The organism is Cellulosimicrobium cellulans (genome assembly GCF_016921195.1).
Classification (GTDB): Bacteria; Actinomycetota; Actinomycetes; order Actinomycetales; family Cellulomonadaceae; genus Cellulosimicrobium; species Cellulosimicrobium cellulans_F.
In genome coordinates, this window is record NZ_JAFGYF010000011.1 from 83,943 (window position 1) to 108,094 (window position 24,152).

Consider the following 24,152-nt stretch of genomic DNA (forward strand, 5'->3'; position numbering starts at 1 on the left):
GAGGCACCGCCAGGACCGGGATCCGGAATGCCCGGGCACTCACATCGGCCCGTCCGGAGCCCGCTGCGCGGAGGTGGGAGCGATCGCTCGCTGACACCGCCCCGCCAGGGACATCACGGAGGGCCCGACGGCGCGGGCACGGTTTACCAGGTTACCTGCCACTCGGCAAGGAGTCAAAGGAGCAGGTCGCGACCGCGGCCGCTCCCCCGGGTCCGCGTCGTCGTCCCGCAGGAGAGACGGCGACGGGTGCCCGCCGGCCCCAGACACGAGGTGTGGACGGCCGGCGGGCACCCGTCGTGAGACGTCAGCGGTAGTCGCCGAAGTCCAGGTCCTCGAGCGGGATCGCCTCGCCGGAGCCCATGCCGAGCGCCGGGAAGTCGATCTCGTCGTAGCCGAAGCTCGGGTAGAGCTCCGTCTTGGCCTGCTCGGTCGGCTCGACCTGGACCTTGGTGTACCGGGGCAGACCGGTACCGGCCGGGATGAGCTTACCGATGATGACGTTCTCCTTGAGGCCGAGGAGCGGGTCACGACGACCGCTCATCGACGCCTCGGTGAGCACGCGCGTCGTCTCCTGGAAGGAGGCCGCCGACAGCCACGAGTCCGTCGCGAGCGACGCCTTCGTGATGCCCATCAGCTCGGGGCGGCCGGAGGCCGGCTGGCCACCCTCCGCCACCGCGCGACGGTTCGCGTCCTCGAAGCGGCCGCGCTCGGCGAGCTCGCCCGGCAGGAGGTGCGAGTCGCCCGAGTCGAGCACGGTCACGCGACGCAGCATCTGCCGCACGATGACCTCGATGTGCTTGTCGTGGATGTCCACGCCCTGGGAGCGGTAGACCTCCTGGACCTCGTCCACCAGGTGCTTCTGCGTGGCGCGCGGGCCGAGGATGCGCAGGACCTTCTTGGGGTCCACCGCGCCCTGCACGAGCTGCGTGCCGACGTTGACGTGGTCGCCGTCCTGCACGAGCAGGCGGGCACGCTTCGTCACCGGGTACGCGATCTCCTCCGAGCCGTCGTCCGGCGTGAGGACCAGACGGCGCGAGCGCTCCGTGTCGTCGATCGCGATGCGACCCGAGAACTCCGCGATGGGCGCCTCACCCTTGGGGGTGCGGGCCTCGAAGAGCTCCGTGACACGCGGCAGACCCTGCGTGATGTCGTCCGCGGAGGCCACACCACCGGTGTGGAAGGTACGCATCGTCAGCTGGGTGCCCGGCTCGCCGATCGACTGGGCGGCGATGATGCCGACCGCCTCGCCGATGTCGACGAGCTTGCCCGTGGCGAGCGAGCGCCCGTAGCACTTGGCGCACGTGCCGACGCGCGACTCGCACGTGAGGACCGAACGGACCTTGGCCTCGCGCACGCCCGCGGCCACGGCGGCGTCGATGAGGACGTCGCCCGCGTCGTCGCCGGCCTTGCCGACGACGTTCCCGTCGGGGTCGACCAGGTCGGCCGCGAGGGTGCGCGAGTAGACGCTCGTCTCCACCTTCGGGTGGCGCACGAGGATGCCCGCGAGCTCCTCCGCGATCGGCAGGGTCAGACCACGCTCCGTGCCGCAGTCCTCCTCGCGGACGATGACGTCCTGCGACACGTCCACCAGACGACGCGTGAGGTATCCCGAGTCGGCGGTCCGCAGAGCGGTGTCCGCCAGACCCTTGCGGGCGCCGTGCGTCGCGATGAAGTACTCGAGGACGGACAGGCCCTCGCGGTAGTTGGACTTGATCGGGCGCGGGATGATCTCGCCCTTCGGGTTCGCCACGAGACCGCGCATACCGGCGATCTGACGGACCTGCATCCAGTTACCACGGGCACCCGAGCCGACCATGCGGTACACGGTGTTGCGGTCGTTCGCCTCGAGGTTCTCGCGCATGACCGAGGCGACCTTGTCCGTCGCCTGGGTCCAGATCTCGATGAGCTCCTGGCGGCGCTCGTCGTCCGTGATGAGACCACGGTCGTACTGCTGCTGGACCTTGAGCGCGCGCTCCTCGTGCTGCTCGAGGATCTCGGCCTTCGCCGCCGGGGTGGCCACGTCGGAGATCGCGATCGTGACGCCCGAGCGGGTCGCCCAGCGGAAGCCGGCCGCCTTCAGCGCGTCGAGCGACGCCGCGACCTCGACCTTCGGGTAGCGCTCCGCGAGCTCGTTGACGATCGCCGAGAGGCGCTTCTTGTCGACGACCGAGTTCACGTACGGGTAGTCGACGGGCAGCGTCTCGTTGAACAGCGCGCGACCGAGCGTGGTGTCGAAGAGGATCGGCTGACCCGGCTCCCAGCCCTCGGGGGCCTCGAAGCCGGAGACCGGCGGGACGAGGTCCGTCGTGCGGATCTTCACCCGGGCGTTGAGGTCCAGGGTGCCCTGGTCGAACGCCATGATCGCCTCGGCCACCGAGCCGAACGCACGGCCCTCGCCCTCGGCGCCCTCGCGGTCGCTCGTCAGGTGGTACAGACCGATGATCATGTCCTGCGAGGGCATGGTCACCGGACGACCGTCCGACGGCTTGAGGATGTTGTTGCTCGAGAGCATGAGGATGCGGGCCTCGGCCTGCGCCTCGGCGCTCAGGGGCAGGTGGACGGCCATCTGGTCACCGTCGAAGTCCGCGTTGAACGCGGCGCACACGAGCGGGTGCAGGTGGATCGCCTTGCCCTCGACGAGCTGCGGCTCGAACGCCTGGATGCCCAGGCGGTGCAGCGTCGGTGCACGGTTGAGCAGCACGGGGTGCTCGGTGATGACCTCCTCGAGCACGTCCCACACGACCGGGCGGGCACGCTCGACCATGCGCTTGGCGCTCTTGATGTTCTGCGCGTGGTTGAGGTCCACGAGCCGCTTCATGACGAACGGCTTGAACAGCTCGAGCGCCATCTGCTTCGGCAGGCCGCACTGGTGCAGCTTGAGCTGCGGGCCGACGACGATGACCGAACGGCCCGAGTAGTCGACGCGCTTGCCGAGCAGGTTCTGGCGGAAACGACCCTGCTTGCCCTTGAGCATGTCCGAGATGGACTTGAGCGGACGGTTGCCCGGACCCGTGACCGGACGACCACGGCGGCCGTTGTCGAACAGCGAGTCCACGGCCTCCTGGAGCATCCGCTTCTCGTTGTTGACGATGATCTCCGGCGCACCGAGGTCGAGCAGACGCTTGAGGCGGTTGTTCCGGTTGATCACGCGGCGGTACAGGTCGTTGAGGTCGCTCGTCGCGAAGCGGCCACCGTCGAGCTGCACCATCGGGCGCAGGTCCGGCGGGATGACCGGGACGGCGTCGAGCACCATGCCCGTGGGCGAGTTCGTCGTCGTGAGGAACGCGTTGACGACCTTGAGGCGCTTGAGGGCACGCGTCTTGCGCTGCCCCTTGCCCGTGCGGATGGTCTCGCGCAGGGACTCGGCCTCCGCCTCCAGGTCGAAGTCCTGGAGACGCTTCTGGATCGCCGCGGCGCCCATCGAGCCCTCGAAGTACGTGCCGTAGCGGTCCTGGAGGGCGCGGTAGAGCATCTCGTCGCCCTCGAGGTCGGCGACCTTGAGGTTCTTGAAGCGGTCCCACACCTGGTCGAGGCGGTCGAGCTGCGCATCCGCACGCTTGCGGATCTGCGCCATCTCGCGCTCGGCCGAGTCGCGGACCTTCCGGCGCGCGTCGGCCTTGGCACCCTCGGCCTCGAGCTCGGCCAGGTCGGCCTCGAGCTTCTGGGCGCGAGCGTTGATGTCGTTGTCGCGGGCGTCCGCGATCTCCTTCTTCTCCAGGTCGATCTCGTTCTGGAGGTTGGGGAGGTCCTCCTGGCGGCCCTCCTCGTCGACCGAGGTGATCATGTACGCCGCGAAGTAGATGACCTTCTCCAGGTCCTTCGGGGCGAGGTCGAGCAGGTAGCCGAGGCGCGAGGGCACACCCTTGAAGAACCAGATGTGCGTGACGGGCGCGGCGAGCTCGATGTGGCCCATGCGCTCACGACGCACCTTCGAGCGCGTCACCTCGACGCCGCAGCGCTCGCAGATGATGCCCTTGAAGCGCACGCGCTTGTACTTGCCGCAGTAGCACTCCCAGTCCCGGGTCGGGCCGAAGATCTTCTCGCAGAAGAGGCCGTCCTTCTCGGGCTTGAGGGTGCGGTAGTTGATGGTCTCGGGCTTCTTCACCTCACCGTGCGACCACGCACGGATGTCGTCGGCCGTGGCCAGGCCGATACGCAGCTCGTCGAAGACGTTGACGTCGAGCAAGTTGTCCTACTTCCTTCGTCTGCCGGGACCGGCCGGGGCCGGTGCCGACGCCATAAAGACGGTTGGTGTGGGGGTCGTCGGCGGGAGCGGGGTGACCCGCTCCCGCCTGCCCGAGATCAGATCTCGTCGACGCTGGACGCCGCGTTGGGGCGGCGCGACAGGTCGATGCCGAGCTCTTCTGCTGCGCGGTACACGTCGTCGTCCGACTCCCGCATCTCGATGGACACGCCGTCGCTCGAGAGCACCTCGACGTTCAGGCACAGCGACTGCATCTCCTTGAGGAGGACCTTGAAGGACTCCGGGATGCCCGAGTCGGGGATGTTCTCGCCCTTGACGATCGCCTCGTAGACCTTGACGCGACCGGGCACGTCGTCCGACTTGATCGTGAGGAGCTCCTGGAGCGTGTAGGCCGCGCCGTACGCCTCGAGGGCCCACACCTCCATCTCGCCGAAGCGCTGGCCGCCGAACTGCGCCTTACCACCCAGCGGCTGCTGCGTGATCATCGAGTACGGGCCGGTCGAGCGCGCGTGGATCTTGTCGTCGACCAGGTGGTGGAGCTTGAGGATGTACATGTAGCCCACCGACACCGGCTCGGGGAACGGCTCGCCCGAGCGGCCGTCGAAGAGGCGCGCCTTGCCGTCGGCGCCGACCATGCGGTCGCCGTCGCGGTTCGGGATCGTGGTCGAGAGCAGGCCCGTGAGCGCGTCCTCGTGGACGCCGTCGAACACCGGGGTGGCCACGGGGCGGCCGGGCTCGGACGTCGCGGCGATCTCGGGGACGTTCTCCTTCCAGGAGAGGTCCTTGCCCTCGGCCAGCGAGATGTCCCAGCCCTGCTTCGCGACCCACCCGAGGTGCGTCTCGAGGACCTGGCCGACGTTCATACGACCGGGGACGCCCAGCGGGTTGAGGACGACGTCGACCGGCGTCCCGTCCGCGAGGAACGGCATGTCCTCGACGGGCAGGATCTTGGAGATGACGCCCTTGTTGCCGTGACGGCCGGCGAGCTTGTCGCCGTCCGTGATCTTGCGGCGCTGCGCGATGTAGACGCGCACGAGCTGGTTCACGCCCGCGGGCAGCTCGTCGCCGTCCTCGCGGTTGAACTCGCGCACGCCGATGACCGTGCCGGACTCGCCGTGGGGCACCTTGAGGGACGTGTCGCGCACCTCGCGCGCCTTCTCGCCGAAGATCGCGCGCAGCAGGCGCTCCTCCGGGGTGAGCTCGGTCTCGCCCTTGGGGGTGACCTTGCCGACCAGGACGTCGCCCGCGCCGACCTCGGCACCGATGCGGATGATGCCGCGCTCGTCGAGGTCCGCGAGGACGTCCTCGGAGACGTTCGGGATGTCCCGCGTGATCTCCTCGGGGCCGAGCTTGGTGTCGCGCGCGTCGACCTCGTGCTCCTCGATGTGGATCGACGAGAGCACGTCGTCCTGCACGAGGCGCTGGCTGAGGATGATCGCGTCCTCGTAGTTGTGGCCCTCCCACGACATGAACGCCACGAGGAGGTTGCGGCCGAGCGCGAGCTCGCCCTCGTCCGTCGCCGGCCCGTCCGCGAGGACGGAGCCGACCTCGATGCGCTGGCCCTCGTCGACGAGCACGCGCTGGTTGTAGCTCGTGCCCTGGTTGGAGCGGCGGAACTTCGCGATGCGGTAGCTGCCGGTCGTGCCGTCGTCGTTCGCGACGAGCACGAGGTCGGCCGAGACCTCGGTGACGACACCGGGCTTCGTCGCGACGACGACGTCACCCGCGTCGACGGCCGCGCGCCACTCCATGCCGGTCCCGACGAGCGGGGCCTCGGAGCGGACCAGCGGCACGGCCTGGCGCTGCATGTTCGCGCCCATGAGGGCGCGGTTGGCGTCGTCGTGCTCGAGGAACGGGATGAGCGCCGTCGCGACCGACACCATCTGGCGCGGCGAGACGTCCATGTAGTCGACCTGCGTGCCGGGCACGATCTCGACCTCGCCGCCCTTGGTGCGCACGAGCACGCGCTCGTCCGCGAAGGAGCCGTCGGCGTTGAGCGTCTGGTTCGCCTGCGCGATGACGTGGCGGTCCTCGTCGTCGGCCGTGAGGTAGACGACCTCGTCGGTCACCTTGCCCGCCGTCACCTTGCGGTACGGGGTCTCGATGAAGCCGAACGGGTTGATGCGCCCGTACGACGCGAGCGAGCCGATCAGGCCGATGTTCGGGCCCTCAGGGGTCTCGATCGGGCACATGCGGCCGTAGTGCGACGGGTGGACGTCACGGACCTCCATGCCGGCGCGGTCGCGCGACAGACCGCCCGGGCCGAGCGCCGAGAGACGACGCTTGTGCGTCAGGCCCGCGAGCGGGTTGTTCTGGTCCATGAACTGCGAGAGCTGCGACGTGCCGAAGAACTCGCGGATGGACGCCACGACCGGGCGGATGTTGATGAGCGTCTGGGGCGTGATCGCCTCGACGTCCTGCGTCGTCATGCGCTCGCGCACGACGCGCTCCATCCGGGACAGGCCCGTGCGGACCTGGTTCTGGATGAGCTCGCCGACGGCGCGGATGCGGCGGTTGCCGAAGTGGTCGATGTCGTCCGTCTCGACGCGCACCTCGACGGCCTCGCCGTTGCGGGTGCCCGGGATGGACGCGTGGTCGGCGTGCAGGGCCGCGAGGTACTTGATCGTCGCGACGACGTCCGAGACGGAGAGCGTGGAGTCCGTGAGCGGCGCGTCGATGCCGAGCTTCTTGTTCGCCTTGTAGCGGCCGACCTTCGCGAGGTCGTAGCGCTTCGGGTTGAAGTAGAAGTTCTCGAGCAGCGCGCGGCCGGCCTCGACGGTCGGCGGCTCGCCCGGGCGGATCTTGCGGTACAGGTCGACGAGGGCCTCGTCCTGCGTGTGGACGTGGTCCTTCTCGAGCGTGTCGAGCACCGACGGGAAGTCGGCGAACTGCTCGCGGATCTCCGACTCGGTCAGGCCGAGCGCCTTGAGCAGGACCGTGACGGACTGCTTGCGCTTGCGGTCGACGCGCACGCCGACGGCGTCGCGCTTGTCGATCTCGAACTCGAGCCAGGCGCCGCGCGACGGGATGATCTTCGCGGAGAAGATGTCCTTGTCGCTCGTCTTGTCGGCCGCGCGCTCGAAGTAGACGCCGGGCGAGCGGACGAGCTGCGAGACGACGACGCGCTCGGTGCCGTTGATGATGAAGGTGCCGCGCTCGGTCATGAGCGGGAAGTCGCCCATGAAGACCGTCTGGCTCTTGATCTCACCGGTGTTGTAGTTGACGAACTCCGCGGTGACGAACAGCGGCGCGGCGTACGTGAAGTCCTTCTCCTTGCACTCGTCGGCCGTGTACTTCGGCGGCTCGAAGCGGTGGTTGGAGAACGACAGGGACATCGAGGACCCGAAGTCCTCGATCGGGGAGATCTCCTCGAAGATCTCCTCGAGGCCCGACGTCGAGGGCACGTCCTGGCGGCCGGCCTCGGCCGCGGCGGCGACACGCGCCTGCCACGCCTCGTTGCCGAGGAGCCAGTCGAAGCTCTCGGTCTGGAGGCCCAGCAGGTCGGGGACCTCGAGGGGCTCGAAGATCTTGGCGAAGGAGAGGCGACGCGACGCGGTGCGGTTCGCGATGGCGTCGGCGGACGGAGCAGAAGGGGTGCGCGAGGCAGCCAAGAGGGGTCCTTCCCTGCAGATCGAAAGAACGCTGCACCGCCGGGCTGGACACGATCACCGCCGCCACGACACCTCGCGGACGCGCACGTACGTCGACGAGGGGGTCGGGGGTATATGAGATCGGGGGCACAGGACAGCGCAAAGCGTGAGCATAGCCCAACACGCATCGCAACACAACCCCGGGGCGTGCGACCCCGCCCGGAACCAGACGCCTGCGCGTCTCACCGGTACTCGCGCGGGCCTCGTCGCCCGCCTCCGACCCGTCTCGCGGGCCGCGAACCTGCTGGTGCCGACCTCGCTGTCCTGCGTCGTCGACCCGCACATGGTGGCACACTCGTGGCCGTTCCGTGAAGCCGGTGCGCCGCTCGGGTGCCCGACGACGTCTCACGCGCACGCTCTCCCGCCCACCCGCGCGGTCGGGAGGCACGAACGACGACGAGGCCCGCACCCCGGTCGGGGTGCGGGCCTCGTGCGGCGTGCGACCGGTCCCGTCAGGAACCGGCCGGCGAGATCACTTGAGGGTGACCGTGGCGCCGGCGCCCTCGAGGGCAGCCTTGGCCTTCTCGGCCGTCTCCTTGTTCGCGCCCTCCAGGACCGGCTTCGGGGCACCGTCCACGAGGTCCTTGGCCTCCTTGAGACCGAGGGACGTGAGCGCGCGCACCTCCTTGATGACCTGGATCTTCTTGTCGCCGGCAGCCTCGAGGATGACGTCGAACTCGTCCTTCTCCTCCTCGGCCGGGGCGTCGCCACCGGCGCCACCCGCGGGGGCGGCGACCGCGACGGCGGCGGGGGCGGCGGCGGTGACCTCGAAGGTCTCCTCGAAGGCCTTCACGAACTCGTTGAGCTCGATGAGGGTGAGGCCCTTGAACTGCTCGATGAGCTCGTCGGTGCTGAGCTTCGCCATGATGGCGTTCCTTTCGGTCGGTGCTCGGCAGCGGCCCGGTGCGGGCCTGCCAGAAGCGGGGTGTGTGCTTGCGCTGCGTGGATCACGGGACCGGGGCGTGCCCCGGGCGCGGGATCAGGCGGCAGCGCCCTCCGATTCCTGCTTCTGACGCAGGGCATCGATGACGCGGGCGGCCTGGGCGGTGTTCGCGGTGAAGACGTAGGCAGCCTGGAAGAGCTTGGCCTTCATCGCGCCGGCCGCCTTGGCCAGCAGGACCTCGCGGGACTCGAGGTCCGCGAGCTTCGTGACCTCCGCGGCGGTCAGGGGGCGCCCGTCGAGGACACCACCCTTGATGACCAGCGCGGGGTTCGCCTTGGCGAAGTCACGCAGACCCTTGGCAGCCTCGACCGGATCCCCGGTGACGAAGGCGATTGCCGACGGGCCCTGCAGGTCGGCGTCGAGTCCCTCGACACCGGCCTCCTTGGCCGCGATGGCGGTCAGCGTGTTCTTCACCACGGCGTAGGTTGCGTTGCCGCTGAGCGACCGACGCAGCTGCTTGAGCTGCGCGACGGTGAGCCCGCGGTACTCGGTCAGCACGGCAGCGTTCGAGTCGCGGAACTTGTCCGAGATCTCGGCGACTGCGGCTGCCTTGTCCGGCCTCGCCATGGCAATCCTTCCGGTGGTGGTACCACCGGCGTCCGTCCCGGAACGAGAAAGAGCCCCGCGCAGGCGCGGGGCTCGCAGTCGCACGCACGGCGGGGCCGGGCGGACGTCGTCGATTCGCTACCTGCGCTGGCCTCCACCTCGTGGGTGGGACTTCGGTCCGTCACGTCCTGCAGACGGAGTCTGCGGGCAGGGTCGAACGACCGGCGGTCTTGGGTACACGCCCATCGTACGGGACGACGGCGGGTGCTCCAAACCGCGGTCGCTCACCGGGGTGCCTCCGCTCCCCACCGCGTCAGAGCACCAGCGGGCCGAAGCACACGAGCGGGACGGGCTCGGGCTCGTCGGCGACCGCGCGGGCGAGCGCCGTCCCCGGCATGGCGCCGTCGCGCAGCTCGGCGTGGAGCGACGGCATGACGCGCGCGGCGACGTCGTCGCGCAGCGGGGCGACGCTCGCGATCACCGCACGCGCGCCCAGGCGCAGCAGCACGCTCGTCAGGCCGAGGGACTCGCCGCCGATCCGCGGCGTCGAGAGCCCGACCTCGCATGCCGACAGGACCACGACCACCCCGTGCAGGTCGATGCCGTCGAGCTCGTGCGCGAACATCGGTCCATCGGCCAGGCGCAGCGAGGAGAAGAGCGGGTTGTCGGTCTCGTGCGTCCCGTGCGCGGCGAGGTGGACGACCCCCGCGGTCCGGAGACCCGCGACCACCGCCTCGCACGTGGCGTCCTCGCCTGCGAGGGCCTCGGAGCCCTCCCAGACCGACGCGACGAGCTTGGCCTCCGCGCCCGAGAACCGCAGCCCGGGGCCGGCGACGACGAGCGCCTCGTCCGCACGCCGCGTCGGCTCCCCGACCCGCAGGTCTACCCACGAGTTCGCCCACGTCCTCCGGCCTCGCCGCGAGGGCAACGAGGCCCACGGGAGCGCGAGCAGCAGGTCGCGCGCGGCGAGGTGCAGGTCGCCGTCGACCTCCAGGGGAACGACGAGGGCGTCGTCGAGCGCGGTCAGGGCGCGCGTGAGCGACCCGACGGCCGCCTCCCGCATCGGGACGGGGATGAGCACGTTCGAGAGCACCGCGAAGTCGGCCCGGGCGCGGCGCACCTGCTCCGCGACCGTCGCGCGCGGGGCGAGCCGCACGAGCCGCGACCCTGCCGCGGACACGCGGACGGCCAGGACGTCGTCGCCCTCGATCACGAGGTCGGCGACGACGGCGTCGGAGCCCGCCCCGGCGAGGGCGGCCCGGAGCCGGCGCTCCGTCGCGGCGACCGGGGTCGCGGCCCCTCCCCCGTGCTGCCAGGCCCGGCGACGCGCGTCGTCCTGCAACCGGCGGGCCGCCCGCAGATGGTCCTGGCGACGGGCGAGGTGCGAGGGGTCCGACGGAGCGCCGAGCGCACGGGCGGCCTCGACCTCACGGCGCGCGGAGGCGAGGAGGTCCGCGAGGACCGGGTCCGACGGCGGTCGCACGCGGCCCGTGCCCGCGAACGCCGCACGACCGCGCTCGACCGCGTCGAAGATGGTTCCCGGTCGCCGCGTCCGCAGCGCCGCCTCGACGTCGACGTTGCCGAGCCGGACCCCGTGCACCGCAGACGCCGTCACGGCATCGACGGAGCCGAGCCGCGCGCGGTGCTCGGCGAGGGCCGACTGGCCGCGACGCACCGCACGAACACCGCCGCGACGGTCCCCGGCGACGAACGCGAGCTGGGCGCGCACGGCCTCGTGCTGCAGCCGCACCGGGAGCGGAGCCCGGTCGAGACGCGCGGGGACCCGCGTGAGGACCTCGTGCGCGGCACGCACGTCTCCCGCGGCCACGAGCCACTCGGCAGCGAGAAGCTGCGCCGGGATCGTCACGCCGAGGCCCGCGACGCCGCCGAGCGCGTCGCCCTCGCTCGCGAGGGCGAGCGCCCAGGTCGCGTGCCGCCGTGCCGTCGCGGGCGTCACGCGCTCCGACCGGTGCTGCGTCAGCGCCGCCTGCAGCTCGGCGACGCGCGCGCGCAGCATCCACGGCGTGTTGCCGAGGCGCTCGAACCGTCGCGAGGCCGAGCGGGCGAGCCGGCGCGCATCACCGTACCGCCGCAGGCCCAGGACGACCCGCGACCGCACCAGCTCGACCTCCGCGAGGTCGCGCAGCATGCGGTAGCGCGAGAGGTGCTCGCGCGCCTCGCGCAGCGCGTCGTCCGCCTCGGTGAGCAGCCCGGCGTCGAGCAGCACCTGCGCCCGGTCGATGAGCCCGACGGCGGCGTGCCGGTCCGGCGCCCGCTCCGCCGCCTCGTCCATGGTCCGCAAGGCCGTCGGGAGGTCACCCTGGAGGTACACGACCCAGCCGAGGTTGTGCGCCGCCATCGACGCGTACATGTCGTTCTCGATCAGATGCGCGAGCTCGAGCGACGCGGCAAAGTCCTCGCCCGCCTCCGCCAGCCGCCCGAGGTCGGACCGCAGGCTTCCCCGGTTCATGTGCAGCACGGCGCGATCGCGCGACCACCCGGTCGGCACCCGCGCGAGCGCGGTGTCGAGGTCTCGGAGAGCGCCGCGCGCGTCGCCCGACCGCTGGCGCAGGAGGCCGCGCTGGCCCACGACGAGAGCAGCGAGCTCCGCGTCGGCCTCCGCCTCGGCCGCCCGCAGTTGGGACAGCGCACCCTCGACGTCCCCGTGGACCTCGAACCGACACATCGCCAGGCCGATCCGAGCCCGGACGAGGAGGTGGCGACGCTGCGACGCACCCTCCTCCTCGTCCGGCGCGGTCGACGCACGCGCGGCGACGCACCAGTCGATCACCTCCTGGAAGCGTCGCAGCGCGTGCGCGTGTCGGCCACGGGCGTTGAGGCTGTGCCCGTCCGCGAGCACGACGGATGCCTCCGCCACGGTCGTGACCGCCACCCGCGTGCTCCCGTCCCCGGGGCGCGGCCGCATCACGTCGCGGGCGGCTCCGGCCTCTCGATCCCCGTCGCCGCGGTGACCGCGGCCCAGGCGGCGTCGACCCTGGCCGTCACCTGTGAGGCGAGCGTACCGTCACCGTCCGCGGCAGGGGCGGCGTCGAGGGCCGCGGCGAGCTCGGCCGCGAGTGCCGGTGCCGCGAACGACGTCCCGCTCCAGGTACCGAACCCGCCGGCGAAGCTCTCGGGGTCGATGGTCGCGCGCAGCCCACCGAACCGCGTGTCCGGCAGCTGCCTCGACGGGGTCGTCGGGCCGTTGAGCGTCACGGGGAACGTGCTCACGAGCGCGGCACCGTGACGGAGCGCGGTGACCCACGGGCCCTCGTTGCTGAACAGCGCCGTGGACCCGTCCGGGTTCTTGGCGCCCACGGCGAGGAGCGGCGGGTAGTCGTGGGAAAGCTCCTCGTCCGCCACGGTCACCTCGTCGTCCCGGCGCGAGGCGTGCGGCGCGAACGCGGCCGGGTACATCGGCCGCGTCGAGCCGTCGTTGCCGGCGGCGACGGCGACGGCCACCCCGGAGCGCCGCAGCGCCCGCAGGACCGCACGCAGCGGACCGTCGTAGGCGACGTCCTCCGGCTCCTCGTGGTAGTAGCCCATCGAGAGGACCGCGACGTCCACGGGGAAGCAGCCGTCGACGCCTCGCAGCCCGCGCAGGTGGAACCGCAGGAGGCGGCGCAGCGACTGGAGCACGTCCCACTCCGGGACCGTGCCGGAGCCACCGAACACCCGGATCGGCAGGATCTGGGCGTCCGGCACGACCTGGTGCACGATCCCGGCGATGAACGTCCCGTGGCCGGCGATGGGGTCGAGGGGTCCGGTCAGCGGGGCCGACGACGCGCCACCCCACTCGGCGTCGTCCTCGCGCCGCGCCGCGATCGGGAACGTGCCGATCGGGCCGTCGTCCAGGGTCGCCGACCTCAGGACGACGCCGTTGCCGTCGCCGCGCGTCGGGTCCTCGGGGTCGTACTCCCCGAACCACGGGTGCGTACCCACGCCGGTGTCGAGCACGGCGACCACCGGGCGCCGACGTCCTTCGTGGTCGACCAGCGGGGACTCACCCGCCGGTCGCCGACGCGGCGGACCGCCGACGCGCTGCACGGGCGAACGGCCCCCGGTGCCGGCCTGCCCGTACTCGGCCAGACCCCGGACCGGGAGCGGCGTCGTGTACGGCAACGGCGTGGTGTACGGCAACGGCGTGGTGTACGGCAGCGGTGCGGAGACCGGGAGCGGCGTCGTGTACGGCAACGGTGTCGTGTACGGCAGCGGCGTGGTGTACGGCGTCGCGGTCATCACGTGGTCCAGCGTGATCGACGGGCTGTCCCCGTCGTCGGGGTCGAGACGTCCGCCGAGCTGTTCGACGAGCTTCCAGGCGTCCGGTACCTCGTCCTGGTCGTCGGGGACGAGTCGCAGGGCGAACCCGTAGTCGTCGTCGTCGGCGTGCTCGGGGCCTTCTCCCTCCACCCCTCCGAGGCGCCGGGCGACGGACAGCGGAGCTCGGTCGCCACTGGTGTCGAGCGCGACCGACCATCCGAGCTCGTGCGCCGTCCGCTCGACCGCCAGGAGCGCGGACCTGTCGTCGGCCTCCGCGAACTCAACGAGCTCGTCGACGTCCGCCGTGCGGTCCAGGCGGTCGCGCAGCGCTCGCGGCGGAGGGCCCTGCACGATGAGGCGGTCCGCGACGTACCAGGTCGACTGCAACGGGGGGCGCCCGCGCCGCGGACGGGTCTCCACGGGGTCCAGCAGGCGCATCGCGCGCCCGGCGTACGTGGTGGCCCGCGGAACGGCGGGGGGTTCAGGGGTCTCGCTCACGTGCTCCTCCTCGAGGGATGACGTTCAGTCGGTGCCCGCGGGCGTCGTCGTCGACGGCAGCGGTTCGCGCACGGGTGCGCGGAAAGGGTGGGTCGGGACGCCGTCGTGCCGCGGGCGAGAGGTCGCCCGCGGCACGAGGTCGGCTACAGCTCGACGACCGGGGTGCTCACGGCGCCGCCGGCACCGTCGGCGCGGCGCACGACGAGGCTCGCCGGGCCGCGGTCGACGGCGTCGAAGACGAAGCGGCCGTCGTCGTCGCTCGTCGTCTCGCTCACGGTGCCGGGGCGGTGCAGCTCGACGCGCAGCGCCGTGGCCGGGGCGGCCCAGCCGTCGATGCGGATGCGGCCGTCGTCGGTCGGCGACAGCGAGATCATGACCGTGACGGACTCGGACGTGAACGTGATGGTGCGCGCCTCGACGGGTGGCGCGTCGCCCCGCACGGACATCTCGGGGACCTGGACGTACTCCAGCTCCATGACCTCGGCCTCGAGGCCGGCGAGGGTGATCGCGAACAGGGACCGCTCCACGAGGCCGTCGGGCACGGGGTCGACCTCCTCGGCGATGCGCGCCAGCTCCGCAAGCAGCGCGAGGTCGACGGCGTCGAGCGGCTCGTCGGGGCTGTGCGTCGGCTCGGTGCTCATGATGCTTCCCACGATTCCCCCTGGTCGTCGATGATGTCGCGCAGCTTGGCGAGGCAGCGGCCGCGCGTGGAGCCGATGCTCCCGACGGGCATGCCGATCGCGGCCGAGATGGCCTTGTAGTCGGGTCGGTCGGCGAGCGACACGAGTCGCAGGAGCCGCCGGCAGCGGTCCGGCAGCTGGTCCAGCGCGGCCCACAGCGTGCGGTCGCGCTCGTTGCGGAGCACCTCGACGTCCGGCGTCGGGTCGCCCGAGGGGAGCTCCGGCACGCCCTCGTCCGTGTCGTCGGGGAGCTCGGTGCGGCGCTTCGCCTCGTCGCGGTGCTTGCGCACCGCCTCCCACGCGGCGCGCTTGGCCGTGATGAGCAGCCACTTGAGGACGGCGTGCGGCTCCTTGATCGTCATCGCGTTGCGCACGAGGGCGACCCACACGGTCTGGACGATGTCGTCGGCCTGCTCGCGCTCGACGCCCTGGGCGCGGACCGTGTGCCAGAGCAGCGGCGTCGCCTCGCGGACGAACTCGCCGAGGGCGTGGGGGCGACCGTCGCGGTACTCGAGGAGCGCGAACGCGCCCCGGTCCCCCAGGCTCAGACCCGGTTCGTCGGTGTCGGCCACCTCGTCGGTCGTTCTCGTCATGGGGGGCACCGTCCTCGGCACGCTCGTCCGGTCAGGCATCGACGGGGGGTCCCCGGAAGCGCCTGATTCTAGAGCCGGGCCGGTGGGGTCGACAACCATCGTCACTGGTCACGCCCCTCGCGGCTCGTGCGGCTGCGTCCCATCTCGCTCCTTCGACACGCGGGCGGGAGCGTCGGGCCGACGCTCCTCCACCGGGACAGGAGGGACAGGTCCTCCGCCTGATACATCCGTCGCGCACCGATCCCGGCGACGTGTCCTCCGGCCTCAGGATCGCCCGTGCGGGGATCATCGTCTAGGGGTTCTCCCGTACGCGGGCCTGCTGAACTGCCGGGGAATCCCTCATGCCACGGCGCGGCGCGGGCTCCTAGCGTCGTGACGACCCCTGCACCCACCGCGGGTGCGGACCGGCGGGCCGCGACGTCGCGCCCCGCCCGAGCACGAGGAGCACTTCCGTGAGAACAGTCCTCTCCGGCCGCACGCGCGGCCGCACCGGGCGCGCGCTGCGCGCCCTCGCCACCGTCGTCGCCGCCGCGACCGTCGCCGCGGGCGGCGCCCTGGCCGCGGCTCCCGCGACGGCCGCCCCGGCTCCGGCCGTGGCAGCGCCCGCCGCGGCAGCGCCGGGCAGCACGCAGTGGCTCACCGGCTACTGGCACAACTTCGACAACGGCTCCGTGACCATGCGCCTGTCGGAGATCCCGCAGGCGTACAACCTCGTGGCGATCGCCTTCGCCGACAACCTCGCCGGCACGCCCGGTGGCATCACGTTCAACCTCGCCAGCGCCGAGCTCGGCGGCTACACGGAGGCGCAGTTCAAGGCCGACGTCGCGACGATCCGCTCGCAGGGTCGCAAGGTCGTGCTCTCGGTCGGCGGCGAGAAGGGCAACGTCATCGTCTCCAACGCGACGGAGGCCAAGAACTTCGCCGACACCGCGTACGGCCTCATGCAGGAGTACGGCTTCGACGGCGTCGACATCGACCTCGAGCACGGCATCAACGCGACCTACATGACGAGTGCGCTGCGCCAGCTCTCCGCGAAGGCCGGTCCGAGCCTCATCCTCACGATGGCGCCGCAGACCATCGACTACCAGGCGACGAGCATGGGGTACTACCAGCTCACCCTGGCGATCAAGGACATCCTCACGATCGTCAACACCCAGTACTACAACTCGGGCTCGATGATGGGCTGCAACCAGCAGGTCTACTCGCAGGGCACCGTCGACTTCCTCACCGCGCTCACCTGCATCCAGCTCGAGATGGGGCTGCGCCCCGACCAGGTCGGCATCGGCGTGCCGGCGGTCCAGAAGGCCGCGGGCGGTGGCTACCAGCCGCTCGCCAACGTCGTGAAGGCCGTCGACTGCCTCGAGGTCGGCACCGGGTGCGGCGCGTTCAAGCCCGCGACGCCGTACGGCAAGATCGGCGGCGTCATGACCTGGTCGATCAACTGGGACAAGACGAACAACTACCAGGTCGCCTCCGTCATCGGCTCGCGCCTCGCGAGCGGCCCGACCACGCCGACGGACCCCACCGACCCCACGGACCCGACGGACCCCACCGACCCCACGGACCCGACGGACCCCACGGACCCGACCGACCCCACGGACCCGACCGACCCGGGCACGTGCACCGCACCGGCGTGGTCGGCGTCGGCCGTGTACACCGGTGGGAACCGCGTCTCCTTCCAGGGCCGCACGTACGAGGCCAAGTGGTGGACGACGAACGAGAAACCGACGCAGAGCGGGCAGTGGGGCGTCTGGAAGGACCTCGGCGCCTGCTGACCCGACCGTCCCGCTGAGACGACGACGGCGCGGCACCCTCGCAGGGTGCCGCGCCGTCGTGCGTGGTACGGGTGGAGGACCACCCGCGGGAGGACTGCCGTCAGGCGGCGTCGTCCTCGAGCAGCTTCGTCGTCTTGGACTGGTCCAGCGGGATGCCGGGGCCCATCGTCGTCGTCAGGGTCGCCTTGGTGATGTAGCGGCCCTTCGAGGACGACGGCTTGAGACGCAGGACCTCTTCGAGGGCCGCTGCGTAGTTCTCCACGAGCGCCTTCTCGTCGAACGAGACCTTGCCGATGATGAAGTGCAGGTTCGCGTGCTTGTCGACGCGGAACTCGATCTTGCCGCCCTTGATGTCGGACACGGCCTTCGCCACGTCCATCGTCACGGTGCCGGTCTTCGGGTTCGGCATGAGACCGCGGGGACCGAGCACCTTGCCCAGGCGGCCGACCTTGCCCATGAGGTCCGGCGTCGCCACGGCGGCGTCGAAGTCGGTGTAGCCACCGGCGACCTTCTCGATGAGGTCGTCGCCGCCGACCTCGTCGGCACCGGCCGCGCGGGCCTCCTCCGCCTTCGCAGCGTTCGCGAAGACGATGACGCGGGCCGTCTTGCCCGTGCCGTGGGGCAGGTTGACCGTGCCACGGACCATCTGGTCCGCCTTGCGCGGGTCGACACCCAGGCGGAACACGACCTCGACGGTCGCGTCGTACTTCACGGTCGACGTCTCCTTGGCGAGACGGACCGCCTCGAGCGGCGCGTAGAGACGCTCGCGGTCGATCTTCTCCTCGGCGTTGCGGTACGCCTTGCTGCGCGTTGCCATCTGCTTCTCCTTCTGCAGTCGTGGTCAGCGGGTCCGCGCGGACCCTGCCACCGTCGTCCGCGGGCGCGGATCGACGTCGTGCCCGAGGCCGGCACGCGGTGCGCGCCGGCCTCGGTACGTCGTCCGGGGCGCCGACGGCGACCCGTGACGGACGTGGTCTGTCGTCAGCCCTCGACGGTGATACCCATCGAGCGGGCCGTGCCGGCGATGATCTTCGACGCGGCGTCGAGGTCGTTCGCGTTGAGGTCCTCGAGCTTGGTCTGGGCGATCTCGCGCACCTGGTCCGCGGTGATCTTCGCGACCTTGGTGGTGTGCGGCGTCGCCGAGCCCTTCTGGACGCCCGCGGCCTTCTTGATGAGCTCCGCGGCCGGCGGGGTCTTCGTCACGAAGGTGAACGAGCGGTCCTCGTAGACCGTGATCTCCACGGGGATGACGTTGCCGCGCTGCGACTCGGTCGCCGCGTTGTAGGCCTTGCAGAACTCCATGATGTTCACGCCGTGCTGACCGAGCGCGGGGCCGATCGGCGGGGCGGGCGTCGCCGCACCGGCCTGGATCTGGAGCTTGATGAGGCCGGAGACCTTCTTCTTGGGAGGCATGACTCTTCCCTGGCTTTCTTCTCGTGGGCCGACGCCGTGGGCGATGACCCGGTTGCAGTACTGCGCTCACGCGGGGCGGCTCGGGCCGCCCGCGCGTCAGATCTTGGCGACCTGGTTGAACGACAGCTCGACCGGGGTCTCCCGGCCGAAGATGGAGACGAGGACCTTGAGCTTCTGGTTCTCGACGTTGATCTCGGAGATCGTGGCGGGCAGCGTGTCGAACGGGCCGTCCGTGACGGTGACCGACTCGCCGACCGTGAAGTCGACCTCGACGGGCGCCTTGGCGGCGGCCTGGGCGGGCTTGCCCGGCTCCGGGGCGGGGGCCAGCATGGGCGCGAGCATCGAGAAGACCTCGTCGAGCGTCAGCGGCACCGGCTGGTGGGTGTGGCCGACGAAGCCGGTGACACCGGGCGTGTGGCGCACCGCGCCCCACGACTCGTCGGTGAGGTCCATGCGGACGAGGACGTAGCCGGGGATGCGCACGCGTCGGACGATCTTCTTCTGCGCGTTCTTGATCTCGGCCACCTCCTCCATGGGGACCTCGATCTGGAAGATGTAGTCCTCCATGTTCAGGCTCTGGATGCGGTTCTCCAGGTTGGCCTTCACACGGTTCTCGTAGCCCGCGTAGGAGTGGATGACGTACCAGTCGCCCGGCTGCGAGCGCAGCGTGCGCTTGAACTCCGCGACCGGGTCCTCGATGACGTCGCCGTCCTCGTCGACCGGGCGCTCACCCTCCGACGCCTCGTCCTGCGACGCGTCCTCGACCGTCTCGTCAGCCTCGTCGACCGCCGGGGCGTCCGTGGTCTCCTCGACGTCGTCCTGGGCACCCTCGGGCTGCGTCGGGTCGACGTTCTCCGTCTGGTCCAGCGACTCCTGGGACACGAACGAACCTGCTTTCTGACGAACTGCTCGATGACTTCTTCTGGAAGCGCCGACGGCGCCCCGAGGGGCGCCGACTGCCGTGGAGACCCGGCCTGACCGGGCGATGCTGGCTCGCTAGCCGAAGATCCACATGACGGCCTTGCCGATCCCGAGGTCGAGGACGGTCACGAAGGCCATGACCACGACCACGAAGACCAGCACCACCGTCGTGTAGGTGATGAGCTCCGAGCGCGTCGGCGTGACGACCTTGCGGAGCTCGGCGACCACCTGGCGCACGAAAAGGGCGATGCGCGCGAAGATGTTGGGCTTCTTGTCCGTGGAGGGACGGCCCTTCTTCTTCACCTCGTCGGCGCGTGCGCCGCCTGCACCCACGGCCTCTGACGGCGATTCGCTCACTCGTTCTTCCCCATCGCTCACGTACGGGACCTGCTCGAACCCTCGGTGCGACCCGGTGCCGGGCCGCGCGCGGATCCCGGGAAGGTCCCACGAGAGCCACGCCGTGCAGGGTAGACAGGACTCGAACCTGCAACCTGCGGTTTTGGAGACCGCTGCGCTACCAATTGCGCCACTACCCTTCGTGCTCGACGACGCCGCACGAGCCCCCGGCCCCGGGACGAGACACGTCTCACGGGCGCGGACCAGCGTGGCGGGCGTCAACCACCGAGGGATTACTGTACGCGACGCGAGGCCCCTGGTCGAACCACCGTCCACCGATCGGTGGACACGAGGTCCGGACGAACGGGCGTCGCGGGCGCCCGGACCCCGCCGACAGGCTGGCCCCATGACGACGACACCCCTCCCCTCCGGTACGGGCAGCACCGGCGCCCGGCCGAGCGCACCGGCCGTGGACGTGCGCGGGCTGCGCAAGGCCTACGGCGCCAAGCAGGCCGTCGACGGCATCGACCTGCGGGTCGAGCGCGGCGAGATCTTCGCGGTGCTCGGCCCCAACGGCGCGGGCAAGACGACGACCGTCGAGATCCTCGAGGGCTTCCGGCGGCGCGACGCGGGCGACGTCCGCGTGCTCGGCGAGGACCCGCAGTCCGCGGGCCGCGCGTGGCGCTCGCGCATCGGCGTCGTGCTCCAGGACTCGCGGGACCAGGCCGAGCTCACGGTCGCCGAGATCGTCCGCCACTTCGCGACGTTCTACCCCGCGCCGCGCGACCCCGACGAGGTGATCGACGCCGTCGGGCTCCGGGAGAAGGCCCGGACCCGCACGCGCCAGCTCTCCGGCGGTCAGCGTCGCCGCCTGGACGTCGCGCTCGGCATCGTCGGGCGCCCGGAGCTGCTGTTCCTCGACGAGCCCACGACCGGGTTCGACCCCCAGGCGCGCCGCGCCTTCTGGGCGCTCGTGCGCTCGCTGCGCGAGGACGGGACGACGATCCTCCTCACCACGCACTACCTGGACGAGGCCGCGCACCTGGCCGACCGCGCGGCGGTCGTGCGCGCGGGCCGGGTCGTCGCCCTCGACGCGCCCGACCGCCTCGGCGGCCCGGACGCGCGCCGACCGGAGGTCCGCTGGCTCGACGACGCCACGTGGCGGTCGGAGCGCACCGACTCCCCCACAGCGCTCGTCGCCTCCCTCGCCGCGCGGTACGCCGGACCCGACGGCGAGATCCCCGGACTCGCGGTGACCCGCCCGAGCCTGGAGGACGTCTACCTCGAGCTCATCGGCGAGCCGGCCGCGGCAGCCGTCGCCGCGCCTGCCCGCACGACCGCACCCGACTCCCTCGACGCACCCGCCGAGGGCCCGACGCCCGACGGCACGACCGCCGTCGTCCCCGAGGAGGCCCGCCCGTGACCACCGCCCCGACCGTCGTCCGGTCCGTGCGCTCCGCCCGGCCCGCCGCCCTTCCCGGCGCCGGCCGGCTGGGGGTCGAGCGCACCCGCGCCGAGCTGCGCGCGTTCTTCCGCGAGCGCGACGCCGTGATCTTCATCTTCACCTACCCGCTCCTCATGCTGGCGATCTTCGCGACGGTGTTCGACGGGCAGGACCAGGGCACGGCCGCCTACTCCGTGCCGTTCGCGCAGTACTTCCTGCCCGGCATGATCGCGACCGGCGTCATGCTCACGAGCTTCCAGTCCCTCGCGATCTCCATCGCGGTCGAGCGCGACGACGGCTCGCTCAAGCGCCTGCGCTCCACCCCGCTGCCCCCGTCCGCGTACTTCTACGGCAAGGTCGGGCTCGTCCTGCTGACGTCCGTCGTGCAGACCGCGCTGCTCCTGGCGCTCGCCGCGACGGTCTACGACGTCCCCATGCCCTGGGAGATGTCCGACGGCGGCGCGCGCCTCGCGACGTTCGCGTGGGTGTTCGTGCTCGGGTGCGCTGCCGGCGCGGTGTGCGGCGTCGCGTTCTCCTCGCTCCCGCGCTCGGGCAAGTCGGCGACCGCGGTCGTCACGCCCGTCGTGCTCGTGCTCCAGTTCGTCTCCGGGGTCTTCTTCGCGTTCTTCGCCCTGCCGTCCTGGATGCAGACCGTCGCGTCGCTGTTCCCCCTCAAGTGGATGGCCCAGGGCATGCGCTCGGTGTTCCTCCCCGAGCAGGCGGCCGCGCTCGAGCCGTCCGGGTCGTGGCAGCACGGCGCGACCGCTGCTGTACTGGTCGCATGGCTGGTCGTGGGGCTCGTGGTCGGTGCGCGCTCGTTCCGGTGGCGGCGTCGTGACGACGGCTGAGACGCCGTCGCCGGGCGGGGCGGTCCCGGGGGTGGTCGCAGGGTCGTCCGCCGACGCCGCGACCGCCCAGCTCGACGGCACCTGGGAGCGCGACGTGCGGTGGTGGGACGTCGCGTTCTACGTCATCGTCGTGCTCAGCGCGCTCGCGCTGCTCACGGCGGGCGTCCGCGGCACGGCGCTCGCCGTCTCGGTCACGGCGCTGGCGGTGATCCTCGTCGGGTACCTCGGCTGGGGACGGCGGGCCGCGCGGACGCGGGACCAGGTGACGGCGCACGTGTACCTCGTCGTCGCGATCGCGTGCACGCTCGTCGTCGTGGGGCAGGACGCGCTCGGCACGCTCCTGCTGTTCGCCGTGTTCACGCAGGTCTGGATGCTCTCGGAGCACCTGTGGGCGCAGGTCGTGCTGTGCGTCGTGCTCGCCGCGGGAACCGCCCTCGCGCTCGCGTTCGACCCGGAGACGGGCAGGGTCGAGCCCGACGAGCTCGCGAGCTCCGCGCCCCAGATGGGCGTCGCGCTGGCGTTCGCCCTGAGCCTCGGCCTGTGGACGGCGCACACGATGCGGCAGGCCGAGCGGCACGCGCGGCTCGTCGACGAGCTGCGCGCGACGCAGGCCGAGCTCGGTCGGGCCTCGCACGAGGCGGGGGTGCTCGCCGAGCGCGAGCGCGTCGCCCAGGAGATCCACGACACGCTCGCCCAGGGGTTCACGAGCGTCGTCATGCTCGCCCAGGCCGCGAGCGCCGACCTCGACCGGGGCGCCCCGGACGCGGCGCGCGAACGCCTGGCGCTCGTGGAGTCGACGGCGCGGGACAACCTCGCGGAGGCGCGCGCCCTCGTCGCCGCCTCGGCCCCGGCCCCGCTCCAGGGCGGCACGCTCGGCGAGGCGCTGCGCCGGCTCGCGGACCGGTTCGCGGAGGAGACCGGGACGCGCGTCGAGCTCACGGCCCCGCAGGCCCTGCGCCTGTCGAGCGCCGAGGACGTCGTGCTGCTGCGCTCCGCCCAGGAGGCGCTCACGAACGTCCGGCGCCACGCGGACGCGTCCTGCGTGCGCGTCGACCTCCGGCAGGACCGGGCGGGCACGGTGCTCGAGGTGACCGACGACGGGCGCGGCCTGCCCGCCGACGCGTCGGGGTTCACCGAGGGTTACGGCCTGCGGGGCATGCGGGAGCGCGTGGCCGCGGAGGGCGGGAGCCTCGAGGTGGGTCCGGCCCCCGCCGGCGGGACGCGTGTGGCGGTCCGCCTGCCCGCCGGCGCGTCGCCGGACGGGCCGTCCACCGGCAGGCGCGCGACGACGCGGGCGGGAGACGCCCGATGAGCCCGGCCGCGAACGGCATCGTCCGGGTGCTCGTCGTGGACGACCACCCGGTCGTGCGCTCGGGGATCACCGGCATGCTGGCCGCCGAGCCCGACCTGGAGGTCGTCGGCGAGGCGGGCGACGGCGCGCAGGCGGTCGCGCTCGCGGGCGAGCTGGCGCCCGACGTGGTGCTCATGGACCTGCGGATGCCCGTGCTCGACGGCGTCGGCGCGACGGCGGCCATCGTCGGCACGCCCGGCCGGCGTGCGGGGCGCGGCGGCGCGCCGACCGCGCCCCGCGTCGTCGTGCTCACGACGTACGAGACCGACGCGGACATCCTGCGCGCCGTCGAGGCCGGGGCGACCGGCTACCTGCTCAAGGACACGCCGCGGGACGAGCTCGTCGCCGGGGTGCGCGCCGCGGCGCGCGGGCAGACCGTGCTCGCGCCGAGCGTCGCGACCCGGCTCGTCACGTCGGTCCGAGCGGCCGAGCGGCTCACCGACCGGGAGATCGAGGTGCTGCGCCTCGTCGCGCGCGGGCTGTCGAACGCGGCGGTCGGGCAGGAGCTGTTCATCACGGAGGCGACCGTGAAGACGCACCTGCTGCGCGCGTTCGCCAAGCTCGGGGTGGACGACCGGACGGCCGCGGTGACGGTCGCCATGCAGCGCGGGTTCCTCACCGGGACCTGATCCGACGGCCGGCGCGGCGGCCCCGCGCAGGGGGCCGGCCGCCGTCCGGGACGTGGCTCGT

At 71.9% G+C, this 24,152-nt stretch carries 17 protein-coding genes and 1 tRNA gene; 5 read left to right on the plus strand and 13 right to left on the minus strand.

Annotated features, from left to right (window positions below; all coding sequences use genetic code 11):
- Positions 1 to 304 precede the first annotated feature (304 nt).
- From JN535_RS17925 to JN535_RS17960, 8 genes are all read right to left on the minus strand, one after another.
- Positions 305 to 4,186: a DNA-directed RNA polymerase subunit beta' gene (locus JN535_RS17925; RefSeq protein ID WP_205207175.1), complete on the minus strand. Its 3,882-nt coding sequence runs from the start codon at positions 4,184 to 4,186 to the stop codon at positions 305 to 307.
- Between the two features lie 116 nt (positions 4,187 to 4,302).
- Positions 4,303 to 7,815 (minus strand): DNA-directed RNA polymerase subunit beta, encoded by a 3,513-nt coding sequence (gene rpoB / locus JN535_RS17930; protein WP_205207176.1) that lies wholly within the window; start codon positions 7,813 to 7,815, stop codon positions 4,303 to 4,305.
- Positions 7,816 to 8,326: 511 nt separating this feature from the next.
- Positions 8,327 to 8,719: a 50S ribosomal protein L7/L12 gene (gene rplL / locus JN535_RS17935; RefSeq protein ID WP_024840305.1), complete on the minus strand. Its 393-nt coding sequence runs from the start codon at positions 8,717 to 8,719 to the stop codon at positions 8,327 to 8,329.
- A 114-nt stretch (positions 8,720 to 8,833) separates the two neighbouring features.
- Complete coding sequence (gene rplJ, locus JN535_RS17940) at positions 8,834 to 9,364, minus strand: 50S ribosomal protein L10 (protein ID WP_021483443.1); 531 nt, start codon at positions 9,362 to 9,364, stop codon at positions 8,834 to 8,836.
- A gap of 292 nt (positions 9,365 to 9,656) precedes the next feature.
- Complete coding sequence (locus JN535_RS17945) at positions 9,657 to 12,236, minus strand: CHAT domain-containing protein (RefSeq protein ID WP_205207177.1); 2,580 nt, start codon at positions 12,234 to 12,236, stop codon at positions 9,657 to 9,659.
- Positions 12,237 to 12,268: 32 nt separating this feature from the next.
- Positions 12,269 to 14,101, minus strand: a complete 1,833-nt coding sequence (locus JN535_RS17950; RefSeq protein WP_205207178.1) for a S8/S53 family peptidase — start codon at positions 14,099 to 14,101, stop codon at positions 12,269 to 12,271.
- Between the two features lie 143 nt (positions 14,102 to 14,244).
- Entirely contained in the window at positions 14,245 to 14,742 is a 498-nt protein-coding gene (locus JN535_RS17955; protein WP_205207179.1) for a hypothetical protein, read from the minus strand.
- Positions 14,739 to 15,374, minus strand: a complete 636-nt coding sequence (locus JN535_RS17960) for an RNA polymerase sigma factor (protein ID WP_047233802.1) — start codon at positions 15,372 to 15,374, stop codon at positions 14,739 to 14,741. Before JN535_RS17960 ends, JN535_RS17955 begins: the two co-directional genes overlap by 4 nt.
- 452 nt (positions 15,375 to 15,826) lie before the next feature.
- Between JN535_RS17960 and JN535_RS21305 the strand changes: the two genes are divergently transcribed.
- Entirely contained in the window at positions 15,827 to 17,149 is a 1,323-nt protein-coding gene (locus JN535_RS21305; protein WP_205207180.1) for a glycosyl hydrolase family 18 protein, read from the plus strand.
- A gap of 100 nt (positions 17,150 to 17,249) precedes the next feature.
- Here the strand turns inward: JN535_RS21305 and rplA are convergent, their stop codons facing one another.
- The 5 genes from rplA to JN535_RS17990 form a co-directional block, all read right to left on the minus strand.
- Entirely contained in the window at positions 17,250 to 17,966 is a 717-nt protein-coding gene (gene rplA / locus JN535_RS17970; protein ID WP_047233800.1) for a 50S ribosomal protein L1, read from the minus strand.
- 164 nt (positions 17,967 to 18,130) lie between these two features.
- On the minus strand, positions 18,131 to 18,562 hold the full coding sequence (rplK, locus tag JN535_RS17975) for a 50S ribosomal protein L11 (RefSeq protein WP_021482529.1): 432 nt from the start codon (positions 18,560 to 18,562) through the stop codon (positions 18,131 to 18,133).
- Positions 18,563 to 18,658: 96 nt separating this feature from the next.
- A complete protein-coding gene (nusG, locus tag JN535_RS17980; RefSeq protein WP_205207181.1) occupies positions 18,659 to 19,444 on the minus strand; it encodes a transcription termination/antitermination protein NusG in 786 nt (261 codons plus the stop codon).
- Positions 19,445 to 19,558: 114 nt separating this feature from the next.
- Positions 19,559 to 19,786: a preprotein translocase subunit SecE gene (secE, locus tag JN535_RS17985; RefSeq protein WP_307868925.1), complete on the minus strand. Its 228-nt coding sequence runs from the start codon at positions 19,784 to 19,786 to the stop codon at positions 19,559 to 19,561.
- 160 nt (positions 19,787 to 19,946) lie between these two features.
- Positions 19,947 to 20,019, minus strand: a tRNA-Trp gene (locus JN535_RS17990).
- 206 nt (positions 20,020 to 20,225) lie between these two features.
- On the opposite strand from JN535_RS17990, the gene JN535_RS17995 reads away from it, so the two are divergent.
- From JN535_RS17995 to JN535_RS18010, 4 genes are read left to right on the plus strand one after another with little or no spacing between them, the layout of a single operon-like run.
- The gene (locus JN535_RS17995; protein ID WP_205207183.1) at positions 20,226 to 21,242 is read left to right on the plus strand and encodes an ABC transporter ATP-binding protein; all 1,017 of its coding nucleotides are present in this window, start codon (positions 20,226 to 20,228) and stop codon (positions 21,240 to 21,242) included.
- Positions 21,239 to 22,111, plus strand: coding sequence for an ABC transporter permease (locus JN535_RS18000; RefSeq protein ID WP_205207184.1), 873 nt, complete (start codon positions 21,239 to 21,241; stop codon positions 22,109 to 22,111). The genes JN535_RS17995 and JN535_RS18000 overlap by 4 nt, the downstream gene beginning before the upstream one ends.
- Positions 22,098 to 23,423, plus strand: coding sequence for a sensor histidine kinase (locus JN535_RS21630; protein WP_307868923.1), 1,326 nt, complete (start codon positions 22,098 to 22,100; stop codon positions 23,421 to 23,423). The genes JN535_RS18000 and JN535_RS21630 overlap by 14 nt, the downstream gene beginning before the upstream one ends.
- Positions 23,420 to 24,091, plus strand: a complete 672-nt coding sequence (locus tag JN535_RS18010) for a response regulator (RefSeq protein ID WP_240201389.1) — start codon at positions 23,420 to 23,422, stop codon at positions 24,089 to 24,091. Before JN535_RS21630 ends, JN535_RS18010 begins: the two co-directional genes overlap by 4 nt.
- Positions 24,092 to 24,152: the final 61 nt, after the last annotated feature.

Coding starts and splice junctions, on each gene's coding strand:
- rplL (WP_024840305.1), bottom strand. CDS start 8,719: ATGGCGAAGCTCAGCACCGACGAGCTCATCGAGCAGTTCAAGGGCCTC.
- rplJ (WP_021483443.1), bottom strand. CDS start 9,364: ATGGCGAGGCCGGACAAGGCAGCCGCAGTCGCCGAGATCTCGGACAAG.
- JN535_RS17955 (WP_205207179.1), bottom strand. CDS start 14,742: ATGAGCACCGAGCCGACGCACAGCCCCGACGAGCCGCTCGACGCCGTC.
- JN535_RS17960 (WP_047233802.1), bottom strand. CDS start 15,374: ATGACGAGAACGACCGACGAGGTGGCCGACACCGACGAACCGGGTCTG.
- rplA (WP_047233800.1), bottom strand. CDS start 17,966: ATGGCAACGCGCAGCAAGGCGTACCGCAACGCCGAGGAGAAGATCGAC.
- rplK (WP_021482529.1), bottom strand. CDS start 18,562: ATGCCTCCCAAGAAGAAGGTCTCCGGCCTCATCAAGCTCCAGATCCAG.
- JN535_RS17995 (WP_205207183.1), top strand. CDS start 20,226: ATGACGACGACACCCCTCCCCTCCGGTACGGGCAGCACCGGCGCCCGG.
- JN535_RS18010 (WP_240201389.1), top strand. CDS start 23,420: ATGAGCCCGGCCGCGAACGGCATCGTCCGGGTGCTCGTCGTGGACGAC.